9 protein-coding genes and 1 riboswitch are annotated in these 12822 nt (G+C 46.1%); of the genes, 4 read left to right on the top strand and 5 right to left on the bottom strand.

Annotated elements, in window-relative coordinates:
* Nucleotides 1–200 precede the first annotated feature (200 nt).
* Together MHH60_RS09970 and MHH60_RS09975 are read left to right on the top strand one after the other, a co-directional pair.
* Nucleotides 201–1337: a virulence factor gene (locus tag MHH60_RS09970; RefSeq protein ID WP_076136988.1), complete on the top strand. Its 1137-nt coding sequence runs from the start codon at nt 201–203 to the stop codon at nt 1335–1337.
* Between the two features lie 101 nt (nt 1338–1438).
* A riboswitch (Lysine riboswitch) is annotated at nt 1439–1650 on the top strand.
* Nucleotides 1651–1849: 199 nt separating this feature from the next.
* Nucleotides 1850–3331 carry an amino acid permease gene (locus MHH60_RS09975; RefSeq protein WP_076136990.1) on the top strand — a complete coding sequence of 494 codons (1482 nt, stop codon included), beginning with the start codon at nt 1850–1852 and terminating at the stop codon, nt 3329–3331.
* 109 nt (nt 3332–3440) lie between these two features.
* On the opposite strand, the gene MHH60_RS09980 is transcribed toward MHH60_RS09975, so the two are convergent.
* From MHH60_RS09980 to MHH60_RS10000, 5 genes are all read right to left on the bottom strand, one after another.
* Nucleotides 3441–4580, bottom strand: coding sequence for a transglutaminase domain-containing protein (locus MHH60_RS09980; RefSeq protein ID WP_076137092.1), 1140 nt, complete (start codon nt 4578–4580; stop codon nt 3441–3443).
* Between the two features lie 139 nt (nt 4581–4719).
* Complete coding sequence (locus MHH60_RS09985; RefSeq protein WP_076136991.1) at nt 4720–7092, bottom strand: glycoside hydrolase family 95 protein; 2373 nt, start codon at nt 7090–7092, stop codon at nt 4720–4722.
* A gap of 116 nt (nt 7093–7208) precedes the next feature.
* Nucleotides 7209–8966: an ABC transporter substrate-binding protein gene (locus MHH60_RS09990; protein ID WP_081389079.1), complete on the bottom strand. Its 1758-nt coding sequence runs from the start codon at nt 8964–8966 to the stop codon at nt 7209–7211.
* Between the two features lie 141 nt (nt 8967–9107).
* Nucleotides 9108–10013, bottom strand: a complete 906-nt coding sequence (locus MHH60_RS09995) for a carbohydrate ABC transporter permease (RefSeq protein ID WP_172628863.1) — start codon at nt 10011–10013, stop codon at nt 9108–9110.
* Nucleotides 10014–10078: 65 nt separating this feature from the next.
* Complete coding sequence (locus MHH60_RS10000; protein ID WP_036680239.1) at nt 10079–11059, bottom strand: ABC transporter permease; 981 nt, start codon at nt 11057–11059, stop codon at nt 10079–10081.
* A gap of 427 nt (nt 11060–11486) precedes the next feature.
* Here MHH60_RS10000 and MHH60_RS10005 point away from each other — a divergent pair, with 427 nt between their 5' ends.
* Both MHH60_RS10005 and MHH60_RS10010 read left to right on the top strand, forming a co-directional pair.
* Nucleotides 11487–12395 (top strand): hypothetical protein, encoded by a 909-nt coding sequence (locus MHH60_RS10005; RefSeq protein WP_076136995.1) that lies wholly within the window; start codon nt 11487–11489, stop codon nt 12393–12395.
* Nucleotides 12396–12552: 157 nt separating this feature from the next.
* Entirely contained in the window at nt 12553–12804 is a 252-nt protein-coding gene (locus tag MHH60_RS10010) for a hypothetical protein (RefSeq protein ID WP_179088929.1), read from the top strand.
* Nucleotides 12805–12822: the final 18 nt, after the last annotated feature.

Genomic DNA, 12822 nt, shown 5'->3' on the forward strand with positions numbered 1-12822 from the left:
TGCCGAGCACGCTTTACTTTAGCGAATATAATACAACTATATTGAACGGCAGAGTATTTTGCAAAATATACAAGTTACTTGGTAATGGTGCGCCCTTTTTCCGCAAAATATCTAAGTACCCTTTTGTGTTTCACGCCAGAAATGAGATAATATGTGTATAAAGTATGGCGGTGCATATACCGTTCAAGGGGGAGCTACGTATGAAGATTACTTTTATTGAACCGACTCCAAGTCCAAATACGATGAAGCTTCATTTGGACGAAAGTCTGGAACCTGGAATCCGCAGAACCTATACACCAGAAAGTGAACGTTCCGCACCTGCCTGGGCACGCGAAATGTTAACGATACCGGGCGTTATTAGCATCTATCATGCTGCTGACTTTGCAGCGCTCGAACGCAAGGGCAATGCGGATTGGGCAGCGATTCTAAGAGAAGTTCAGAACCGCTTCGGCAACAGCGAAGGCTTAAATGACGATTGGAATCTTGCCGATGAGAACGCTGGCGCTCATTTCGGCGAAGCTCAAGTCTTCGTCCAGATGTTCCGCGGAATTCCGCTGCAAATCCGCGTTAAGACCGGCGCGAATGAAGAGCGTATCTCCTTAGCAAACCGCTTCACGAAGGCGGTTATGGATGTGGCTAGCGCCGTGATGATTAAAGAGCGTAAGCTCACTGATTACGGCGTGCGTTATGGCGAGCCCGCGGAGATTGCACGCGAGGTGGAGCAAGAAGTCGAAGCGGCGTATCCGCAGGAACGCCTCGACTCTCTCGTGCAGCAAGCCATTGCGCACGGCGCCGAAGGCGAGTTCGTCGAGCAGCGACGAACCCGCAGTCAGGATGAGCTGCTGCGAGACCTGAAGCATGAGGATTGGCGCGTGCGCTACGCCGCGCTGGAGGATCTAGCGCCGACGGCGGAGCTCCTGCCGGAGCTTAAGGCGGCGCTGCACGATCCCAAGCTGCATATTCGCAGGCTTGCGGTCGTATATCTAGGCGACCTTCGCACGCCCGAAGCGATGGAGCTGCTCTATGAGGCGATGGCAGACAGCGCACCAGCCGTGAGACGTACGGCAGGCGATACGCTGTCCGACATCGGCGATCCTGCCGCCACGCCAGTGATGACGGCAGCACTGACGGATAAGAGCAAGCTTGTCCGCTGGCGCGCAGCTCGTTTCCTCTATGAGGTGGGCACATCCGATGCCCAAGCAGCGCTGTCAGTTGCGGCAGAAGATCCGGAATTCGAGGTTGGACTTCAGGCCAAAATGGCTTTGGAACGTATCGCTTCCGGTGAAGCTGCTGCCGGTACCGTTTGGCAGCAAATGTCAGAGCGTCGTCGCAGCTAACATTCCCTACCGGATTTTGTCATTGCTTGCCTTGCGAACTTGCTTTATACTAATCCCTGTTGTTTATAAATGAATGAAGTAAAGATAGCCTCGTCATACTAAGATGAGGTAGAGGTCGCGGATATAAAGAGTACGCGCGTGGAGACGTTAGAGCCGTCTATGAATCGCGTCGAAAGGAATATCTGCCGAAGTTTGCACTGTCGCTCATACAGCGGTGCAGGCTGGGGCCGTTGCCGAAAGGCACGGAACTGTCACATTATATGACCTGCATAAGTATAAGTAGCAGGTCATAATGTGTTGCGCTATCTTCACAGGGAGTATGATGCGGAGCTGTATAGATGGAAACCGCAGATATAGTCTGCGGTTTCTTTGCGTTTACAGATTTTGTATATTTAGTGTTTATCCATCACCTTATGGAGACCACCAAATACACTCTCCCGCTCTGCGGGAGGAAGCAGCTCAGCACTCCCCGTTCATGAATTGAAAGATTAGATCATAAGGAGTGTCAAATCATGCAGGGCAAGCAGCAAAATCTAGCACAAGGCAACGTAAGTAACCCGCCTGAGCTAAAAAAATCATTTAAAGCAAGGCATTTGACCATGATTGCGCTTGGAGGATCTATTGGTACCGGACTCTTCCTGGCCAGTGGTGGCGCTATCGCTTCAGCCGGACCCGGTGGAGCACTTCTAGCCTATACGGCTGTTGGTGTTATGGTTTATTTCCTAATGACCAGTCTGGGAGAGCTCGCTACCTATTTACCGGATTCGGGCTCATTCAGCACTTACGGCACACGTTTCGTCAGCCCCGCTTTTGGGTTCGCCATCGGCTGGAACTTCTGGTATAACTGGGCGGTTACGATTGCAGCAGAATTGTCTGCCGCCACCGTCATTATTAAATATTGGTTCCCGGACAGTCCCTCCTTTCTCTGGAGTCTCGTGTTCCTGCTGCTGATGTTCGGTCTTAATTTCCTGTCTGCTCGTGGGTACGGAGAATCAGAATATTGGTTTGCCATTATCAAAATTATTACTGTTATCGCCTTCCTTATTGTCGGAGTTTTGATGATTTTCGGAATCATGGGCGGAAAAGCCGTAGGCTTCAGCAATTTCCAGATCGGGGGCAGCTCGTTCCACGGTGGCTTCTTTGCTTTCGTCGGTGTCTTTATGGCTGCGGGATTTTCCTTCCAAGGCACAGAGCTAATCGGTGTTGCAGCAGGTGAGAGTGAGAACCCTCGCCGCAACGTACCTATTGCTATTCGCCAAGTATTCTGGCGTATATTAATCTTTTATATCCTCGCTATACTAGTAATCGGAATGCTGATTCCTTACACGAATCCAGATCTGCTGCGCGGTGGTATTGATGATATCGGAGTCAGTCCGTTTACAATCGTATTTAATAAAGCAGGACTTGCTATTGCCGCCTCCGTCATGAATGCTGTCATTCTCAGCTCCGTATTGTCAGCCGGGAACTCGGGAATGTACGCCTCCACCCGCGTCCTGTACGCTATGGCTAAGGACGGAATGGCTCCACGTGCTCTAGGCAAGCTTAATCGCCGCGGTGTTCCTGTTGGTGCTTTGCTCGTGACCACAGCCGTGGGTATGTTAGCCTTTTTAGCATCATTCTTTGGTGACGGTGCTGTATACAACTGGCTGCTTAATGCTTCCGGTATGTGTGGATTTATTAACTGGCTCGGCATCGCTGTCTGCCATTATCGTTTCAGACGCGCCTTCATAGCTCAAGGTCATTCCCTTGATGAGCTGCCTTACCGGGCTAGATGGTTCCCGTTTGGGCCTATATTTGCCTTAGTACTTTGTACGGTAGCCATCCTTGGCCAGAATATGGGTGCCTTCTCAGGTGGAAGCATCGACTGGTACGGTATCGCCGTTTCCTATATCAGCCTGCCATTATTCGTCTTGATTTGGGCCGGCTATCGCTTCTTCCGCAAGAGTAATATTATTCCTTTAGAAAAATGCGATCTTAGTACTCACCCAGAATAAATAGACTCCGCAAAAAAGGGATATCCAGAAGCCTGAAAGGCTGCGGGATATCCCTTTTTATATAAATCAATCTAGTATATTCAACTCCTGATTTCACTTAGCCCTTTGCCTATTCCCAAGTCACATATACTTTTAGATCACCCGTATTATCAAAAGAAGTACTAGAATAAGACACTTCCTCTAATCCAAGTTTATATAACTCCTGTAAATCATTCTTCAGCTGGGTTCCACTACCGTGATAACGGAATAATAAAGATCCCTCTCCTGAAGCAACAGCCTTATTCGCCAGCTGAATTAAATCTGCTGCTGAACGTACAATCCGCTCCTCGGCATACAGCTCATAATTAAGGTCCTTCTGAAGCTGCTTATACACCCCGGCGCTCTGTCCTCCACGCTCTGCAAGTGCTGACAAGGTCTTATAATAGGCAACCGAGGCTGCCGGATAAGACTTCGTCCAGCTATGATCCTGACGCATTTGTGCATCAGTCTTCAAGTAATACGCGGTGCTTACCACGCCGGCTTTATCAGGTGTCGGGTCATCCCAAGTTGTGTCGAGATGATACCATCTCCCTTCGAGCAGCACTAGATTCCAAGCATGAGACTGGCTGCGTCCTCCCGGCTGTTTTGCAGTGCCCTCAACGATTTTATTACTGAATCCCGCTTCCTTAAGCAGCTTATAAGTCAACAGCGAATACCCCTGGCAAACGGCACTGCCACTCTTCAGGCCTTCATAAGCCGTATATTTACGATAAGAGGTATCATACTTCAGACGCAGCACCACCCAGTCGTGGATAGCCTTAACCTTCTGATGATTATTCATGCCCGGTGTAATGATCTTCTTGAGCGTTGCCTTTACTTCTTTGTTCACAAAAGCGGTCTGTTCCAGCGTTTCCAAGTATTTCACTTCTACCGTAACCTTTACTGAGCTTTTGCTCCCTCGATAAGTATATCCGTAGCTGTCTATGATGTAATACAAATAAGGATCGCTATTCATCGCTTGATCTATACCCGTTTGTATCTGTGTTTTTAAATTCGAGGTTTTCCCCTCATAAGTAAAAGTGATAGTTTCTCTACGATTATTCATCGCACCGGTTAGCTTCTGGGCAATTTCACTTACAGAACGAACAGTCGGTGAAGTCGTGGCCGCATAAGCATGCCCCCAGGTCCAATACAATGTCGGGGGAATGGCTGCGCAAATAATCACTCCTCCAAGAATGACTTTTGCCAACGTGAAGCGTTTTTTCCACATCATTATTCTGATCCTCCGGCTCCTACAGACTTATTCAAAACCCTCCATTTAATAGATAATGAAGACTTGGGCAAAAAAAGACTGTTCTCTGTAGAATAATTCTACTCTGAGAACAGTCTGTAAGCCAGATCAATATGAATTATTTCTTTAGGGGGGTAATGAAATAGGTCTCTCCGATTACTGTTTCAAATTCCAGCCCCGCTCCTTCAATCTGTGAACCATCCGGTTTTTGAATGAGCAAAGACTGGTGTTGAACAATTCTACAGGATCGGCCATGAGTCGAGGTAACCTCTGCCCTTGTTAAACAGCCCCCGCTCCACTCTATAGTCGTGACAAAGCCACCACGTGCCACCAACCCTTTCACGCTGCCTTCAGACCATTCCTCAGGAAGAGCAGGTAATAGTTCCAGACCCTCCTGATGACTCTGCAAAAGCATTTCTGCTATTCCGGCTGTAGTGCCGAAGTTTCCATCAATCTGAAACGGAGGATGATTGCCGAACAGGTTCGGCAAACTGGAATCTTGCAAAATGCGACGTAGACAGCTAACCGCACTCTCGCCATCCTTCAGACGCGCATAAAGATTAAGCAACCATGCTGCGCTCCAGCCTGTATGGCCACCTCCGTGTTCTATGCGTTTCTTCAGTGTTAAGGCTGCCGCCTCTGCTAGCTCTGGTGTGGAGAAAGGGCTAATTACGTTCCCAGGGTACAAGTCATACAAATGAGAAACATGACGATGCCCAGGCTCTTGTTCAGCAAAATCCTCATTCCATTCGCGGACAGTTCCGTCCGGTGCGATCCCCTGGCGGGCAAGCTGCTTCTGTTTCTGCATAAGCTCCTGACGCAGCTCTACATCGGTATTTAAAATGTCAGCAGCCTGAATGCAGTGCTTGAACAACTCACCGATAAGCGATAAATCCATAGCTGAGCCAGCCGAGACACTGCATGGTGTGCCGTCAGCAGTCAGAAATACATTCTCTGGTGAGGTAGACAGACCTGTCGTCCATCTTCCATCAGGCAGTTCTACTAGCCAATCCAGACAAAACAATGCGGCTCCCTTTAATATGGGATAAGCTGTGCGTAAATAGTCCTCATCTGGACGGAAAGCGTAACGCTCCCATAGATGGCGAGAGAGCCATACCCCGCCCATCGGCCAAAAAGCCCACATCGCCTTACCGTCTGATGGAGAAGTCATCCGCCACAAATCGGTATTATGGTGTACTGTCCAGCCCCGTGCGCCATAATGAATATTCGCTGTACGGCTGCCAGCCACGCTAAGCTCCGTGATAAAATCTATTAAAGGTTCATGGCATTCGCCCAATCCGCATAATTCGGCCGGCCAATAATTCATTTCGGTGTTGATATTTGTCGTATAATTGCTGTTCCATGGTGGCTGAATATAGGGATTCCAAATGCCCTGCAGATTCAGGGCTTGTGTCCCCGGCCGTGAGCCAGCAATCATCAGGTAGCGGCCATACTGGAACAGCAGTGCTTCCAGTTCAGGATCTGTCTGACCTTCGCGGTATTGTGCCAGGCGCTCATCAGTCGGAAGCTCTCCGCGGGAAGCAGCAGATGCAAGCGTCAACTCCACACGGTGGAACAAGGATTGATGATCCTCTAAGTGGCGCTGCTTAAGCTCTGCGTATTCTTTAGAGGCTGAAGCTAACTGCACTAGGCATAACTCCGCTGGCAGCTTGCCACCGCTTCCCGGCATCCGGTCATACCCGGCATAATCGGTTGCCGCAGCCAGACGAAGGGTAATGGAGTGCGCGCCAGAAATCGACAGCGAGCCGTTCTCCACTGCACAAGTGCCACCTTCCGTTTGGATCTCCATAACCGCAGCAAAACTTATGCCAAGCCCCTCTTCATATAATACGGCACGCGGGTGATCCCCTACGTAGTTATCAGCCACATGCGACGGAGCACGGCCAGTCATAATCAGCATGCCATCCGGAGTAATCTCCGAGTTGAAAGGATGTGGTGCTGCCAGATCCGCCCAGAAATCTGGCAGAGTAGCTTGGCCCTCTCCCCCCTCCGCACGGATATGAAGAGCTATAATTCCATCCGGTCTGCTGGCCAATACCTCACGAACGATCCTTACACCGCCGGCAGTATAGGATACCTTAGCCAACGCCTGATCCAGATCAAGCTCTCTCCGGTAATCCTCTACAGGACCAGCAAGATTAAACTTCAATCGCAAATCTCCAAGCGGTTGATAGGATTCCGTCCGGCTGCCTAACATTTTGGCGTCCACCAGTGCTTCTGCTTCCTTGTATTTCCCCTCTGCAACTAGCTGTTTAGCTGGAGCCAAATGCCGCAGTGCCTCATAGTTGGCTTTATCCCGCGGAAAACCTGACCATAGAGTATCTTCATTTAATTGAATCCGTTCTTCTTCGATTCCACCAAAGACCATACCGCCCAGCCTGCCGTTACCTACGGGCAGCGCCTCTTCCCATACAGCCGCCGGCTGCTTGTACCATAACTCATGCCGTCCGGAGTTCTTGCTCTCTCCCATGTATATTCCTCCTGTCCTGTTATTACCGGTGAAAAGCAATCAGCGGGAGGCCCGGACTTTCGTTCGGACTTCCCGCCATCTTCATGCTTTTATTGGATTAGACGAAATTTAAATAATTAATCATTCCAAAGTTTCACGCGTTGTTTAACCAGCTCTTCACGCAAATCTTCAGCTTTCGTTACACCAGCTTTATCAAGCTCAGCCATGTAAGCATCCCAAACTTTATCGAAATCAGCTGGTTTAGACAAGATTGCTTCTGGGATCCGTTTCCAACTGATATCCTTCAGCTTGTTGTCAAGAACGACAATTTCGCTATCCCCAGGAATCGTGATGTTCCATGCCGCGCCCCAAGGTTTAACTTTGAACTCATCTTCACTTGGGAAGAGGTCTTTCCAAGTTGTTGCTTTGTAAGCAGCAAGTGTTTCTTTTTCAACCGCATTGTAACCTACAGTTACTTGCTCAGGGAAACGAGTTGTGTAGTAGTTACCAGATGGATCCAATACACCGTCGCCATAGTGAGCGCTCAGCAATGCATAGTTTGATCCGACATTACCCAAACCAGTTTCTTTTTGGAAGTTGGTAGTGTCATTATATTTACGGTCGTTCACATCTTCAGGAATGACGCGTTTGCCATCCACAACATTGTAGTGTTTGCCTTCAATACCCCAGTTAACCAATACTTGACCTTCGTCGGAAGCTAGATAGTCCAGGAATTTAATCGCACGAACTGGATCTTTAGCATCTACGCTGATCCCGATTCCGTTACCACCCATGAAGCCTGTAGGCCAGAAGGAGGTTTCTTTGTACTCCTCAGACAAGGTTACAGGATAGTGTCCATAGCCTTGATCCAGCTTGCCTTCAGCTTTCAATGCTCTTTCTCCATCGCCATAACCCCAGTCTTGGTCAATCAAACCAATAACGCGGCCGGTAGCGATTTTAGCTTTGTACTGATCATACTTTTGAACGAAACTTTCTGGATCAAGCAATCCGATATCGTTCATGTGGTTGAGCCAGCGGAAATATTCTTTTTCAGCCGGACGACGGAAGTGATAAGTTACTTCTTGGGTGTCGATATCAATCGCATATTCACCATCGTCAGGAGAACCAGTAGTAATAAATGCTGGGTTAGTTACTGTAATGTACATGTACCAATCGTCTGCATTCAGAGTCAGGCCGATGTTTTTGTTACCATTTTCATCCGTAGGATGTTTCTCCAGGTAAGCCTTGATTACGTTCTCATAATCTTGAACAGTTTTGATTGCAGGATATCCAGCTTCTTTAACAGCACGGTGCTGTAGTTCAAATCCGCCACCAGCATCAAAATATTTGTTGTCCACACCTGCATAGGTAGGGATGGCATAAATCGCATGATCATCGTCACTGTAACGTGAACGTTTCATGCCTTCTTCGCCCAATACTTTTTTGATATTCGGAGCATATTTTTCAATCAGATCTGTTAGATCAAGCATTGCGCCTGCATCCACCAGCTTGCTGACATCAGTCTTAGCACTGATCAAATCCGGATATTCACCACTCGCTGCGATCAAGGCTACTTTTTGTTGAGGATCACCAACTGCATATTCAGCATTTAGGGTTACTCCCGTTTTTTCCGTAAGCACTTTACCAACTTCATCTTGCATACCTGTCCAGTTCGGGTTAGGGTCTGCACTGAAGAAGGTCATCGTGAGCGGGGAAATATCCTCAGCCGCATTGGTCGCATTTCCAGCATTAGTTGCGTTGCCGCCTGTATTTCCAGCTGCAGCATTACCATTGTTGCCATTGTTACCACCGCAGCCTGCAAGCACACCGAGCAGCATAATAGAAGTGAGCGTTAATGCCGTAGCTTTGGCTTTTATCTTTCTATTACTTCCCATTAAATAAACCCTCCTTAAAATTGTTTATCTATCGTATCACAGGTGAAGACCTGTTAATACTTTACCCAGCTTGCCAAAAGAAAACGGATACACAACAGGTTTTAAGCATAGGGGAGACTAAGCTCCCCCGTTGAACTGTGATTAGCTCTTCACCGCACCAAGTGTCATACCTTTAACAAAATACTTCTGAATGAACGGATAAACCAACAGGATCGGTACGGTTACGACAATCGTAATCGCCATTTTGAGCGACTCCGGTGAGACCTGATTGGAAGCCAGCGAAGCAATGTTGGAGCGGTAGTCGCCTCCGTTACCACTGGTTGTGGTCTGTAGAACCTTCATCAGTTCGAATTGTAATGTAGTCAAGTTAGGGCTCGAACCATTGTACAGATACGTATCCAACCAAGCATTCCATTGACCTACTGCTAGGAACAGCGCAATTGTTGCTAACGCTGGTTTCATCAGTGGCAAAATGACCCGGAAGTAGATGGTAAAGTCATTGGCTCCATCCAGCTTCGCCGATTCCTGCAGTGCATATGGCAAGCCGTCGATAAAGGAACGAATAACAAAAACGTTAAAAGCACTGACCAATCCAGGTAGGACATAAACTGCAAAGCTGTTCATCATATGCAGATCCTTGATCAGCATGTATATAGGAATCATTCCTCCAGAGATATACATGGTCATTGCCAAGAATGTGGAAACGAATTTACGGCCTGCAAAGTCAGGGCGGCTGATCGTAAACGCCAGCATCGAGGCACTGATCAGTCCGAATAAAGTACCGACAACTGTCCGCAAAGCGGATATTTTAAACCCGGTGATTAATCCCGAGAAGGTGAAAATTTTCAAGTAATTGTCCCAAGTAAACTGGCGGGGATAGATGGTCACTCCACCGCGTACACTATCCACTGAATCATTCAGTGAGATGGCAAGCACGTTCAAAAACGGATAAATCGTGACTACAACCACGAACAGTATTACAAAATATACAAAGAAATCAAAGATCCGGTCTGACCATGACTTTCTGGTGATAGCTGATTCTCCCACGGTAATGCTCTCCTTTCATGAAAAGGGCAATTTGCTGCCACGATTGGGTTGAAGGGCCCTCTGTATTACAGAAGGCTCTCTTTTGTTGTGCGTTTAAAGATTCCATTAATCGTAAACAGTAGAATTACACTGATCACTGAGTTGAATATATTGATCGCTGTACCGTAGGAATATCTCGCCATGCCCAGTCCGTATTTCAGTGAATACAGGTCTAGCACTTGAGAATAGTCGGTAACGAGGTTGTTTCCGAGCAAGAATTGCTTCTCAAAGCCGATATTGAGCAAATTACCAATCGACATAATAAGTAGTACAGTAATTGTTGGGCGAATACCCGGAAGTGTAATATGCCATACCTGACGAAGCCTGCTGGCACCGTCTACCCGGGCCGCTTCGTACAATTCAGGCCCAATACCTGCGATAGCTGCAAGGTAGATGATGGCATTCCATCCGGTCTCTTTCCAAATATCCGATAAGGTAACGATTCCCCAGAAGAGATGGCCCTGGGCCATAAACTGGATAGGTGCGTCTATGAATCCTATTCCTAACAAGATATCGTTTACAATACCATTTTCACCAGATAACATTTTAGTTACAATCCCTGCCGCAACCACCCATGATACAAAGTGGGGCAAATACGAGACTGTTTGAGCAAATCGTTTAAAGAAGCCGAGACGCACTTCATTGAGCAATATTGCAAACGTTATCGGAAAGATAAGGCCTGCGACCAAGCCCATTCCACTCATCGCTAGCGTATTACGCAGTGCCAGAAGGAATTGCGAGTCACTGAACAGTGTCTTAAAGTGTTCAAAACCTACCCATTCTTGTTCAAAAAAGCCACGTGCGGGCTTGTACTTTTGAAAAGCCATCGTCCAGCCCCATAATGGGAGATAACTGAAGACGAATGCCCAGATCACAAAAGGTATCGACATCATCCATAAGTACTTTTGATTCTTAAAGCTTCTCCAAAACCGTCCTCCTGAAGCAGGCTTTTTGTTGCGTGTTCGGGTATCCGGCGGGATTTGAGAAGTTACTGTGTCCGCTTTCATAAAGCCCCTCCTCTCTATGTCTATATTCTAAATCTCTGTAAGCGATTGCAGTACCCTATAAATTCGACCTAAAATCAGGTGAAAATTAGAGATTTATAGCTCAAATAAAGCGGATACATCGCTGAAAACACTGAAAACAAACATGAATTTACTGAAAATAAAATCAAGTGAAATTATTTGATTTCATAAATCGATACGATACTTAATCCCCTGTCTATTTCACACAATTAATACTTCACCCTATAATTAAAAAAAATGCCCCGAGCTAACGTTCTATAAGTGAACGTGGCCGGAAGCCAAGGCGCGGACTGAGATTCGAAATTGTAAGTTGTACTTATTTTTTCAATAATTTGGTTCAATAAGATAAGATTGAGTTAATATTATCTTAGATTAGAAAATTTTCCCTAAAAGGAGATGTATTAGTAATATGAGATTAAAACAGAATTTATGTAGTTTATCATTGTCTATTTTATTGGTTACCAGTGTTCCTGTAGTCGCTTTTGCTGATGAAAATGTTTCTATACCCGATACTCAAATGAAACAGGCAGTTCATGAGAAGTATCATATTTCCAAAAATTTTGTAGATGATCTTTCCTCCAAAGACTTATTGGGTTATTTTTCTAATATCCCAAATTTAGAGTCAGCTTCTTACGATGAAAAATACTATAAAATTGAGTATGTTCCCAAATCAGATTTGTTATCGATACAATCTAATCTTGAACCACAAAACTATACTAAGACTGTCACAGAAACTTCTAAGGAAGAAGCCGAAAGAGCAGTAGCACTTCAAAATAATTACTCATCAGATATTACTCCCTTCGGAACTGTAACAACTACAACAAGTTGGCTAAAGCTTGAAACTTCGATTTCCAAATATACGACAAATACTGGAGGAGCATCCGCAAGGTTCGAATGGCTCACTTCACCGTTTTTTAGAGGTACGGATGCCTTGGCTCTTGGACTAAATGCAAATTCCAGCGTTGTTCCCGGAAGCTCATCTGCCTTATACAAGTATACTTTTTATACAGATTCAGGTAATATTGTAACAGATCAGATTGATTACACTCATCCGAATACTGATGCTTCAATCGGTATCTCATATAATATGAGTCTAACTAAAACCAGTAATAGTCTATACCATGCTGGATATATGAAATTCACCTTCCAACCAAACGTCAGTACTTTAACTGTCGCAGATGCATATTCTTTATATGCACATGCCGAGTCTGCATTATCTGTTGCACCTTCTGTTTCTTTTCCTGGAGGAGGCAGTGTAAGGGTTAGCCCAGAAAGTAAATTTGATACTGTGCCAGGACATGCAAGTATCCAATGGTAGGAGAGCAATGAAAAACAAAAACATCAAGATATTATTATTGATTATCGCCACAGTATTATTGACACTAAATTTATTTCAATTCAATAACAACGTAAGCCATAACAGATTTATGGATAGGCTAGACCTGAATCTGACATCAGAACTCGACGGTCTAAGAGTGGAATTAGAACGATCCTCAACACCAAGCATTCTTGCTGTAGAGCAAGCGAGTAAAATTGCTGCCCTTTCGACGTATTCAACATTAGGGTTCGATTATGGATATACCTTGGAAACCAGAATACATGACAAATATGTACAAAATGAACCTTTTAAAGAGATGGACCAAATTCAAGCGTTACTTCTGGCCCTTCTAAAGGACCCTGCAAATCTAGAATTGCAGCAACGATTAGATTTATTATTAGTGAAGTAGCTTTAATGTAAGATAAAA

This window comes from Paenibacillus sp. FSL H7-0716 (genome assembly GCF_038002705.1).
Classification (GTDB): domain Bacteria; phylum Bacillota; class Bacilli; order Paenibacillales; family Paenibacillaceae; genus Paenibacillus_AQ; species Paenibacillus_AQ odorifer.

Bases quoted from the DNA above. Each gene is read 5' to 3' on its own strand.
- MHH60_RS10000 (WP_036680239.1), bottom strand. From the start codon at position 11,059: ATGAAAGCGGACACAGTAACTTCTCAAATCCCGCCGGATACCCGAACA.
- MHH60_RS09980 (WP_076137092.1), bottom strand. From the start codon at position 4,580: ATGTGGAAAAAACGCTTCACGTTGGCAAAAGTCATTCTTGGAGGAGTG.
- MHH60_RS09985 (WP_076136991.1), bottom strand. From the start codon at position 7,092: ATGGGAGAGAGCAAGAACTCCGGACGGCATGAGTTATGGTACAAGCAG.
- MHH60_RS10005 (WP_076136995.1), top strand. From the start codon at position 11,487: ATGAGATTAAAACAGAATTTATGTAGTTTATCATTGTCTATTTTATTG.
- MHH60_RS09975 (WP_076136990.1), top strand. From the start codon at position 1,850: ATGCAGGGCAAGCAGCAAAATCTAGCACAAGGCAACGTAAGTAACCCG.
- MHH60_RS09990 (WP_081389079.1), bottom strand. From the start codon at position 8,966: ATGGGAAGTAATAGAAAGATAAAAGCCAAAGCTACGGCATTAACGCTC.
- MHH60_RS09970 (WP_076136988.1), top strand. From the start codon at position 201: ATGAAGATTACTTTTATTGAACCGACTCCAAGTCCAAATACGATGAAG.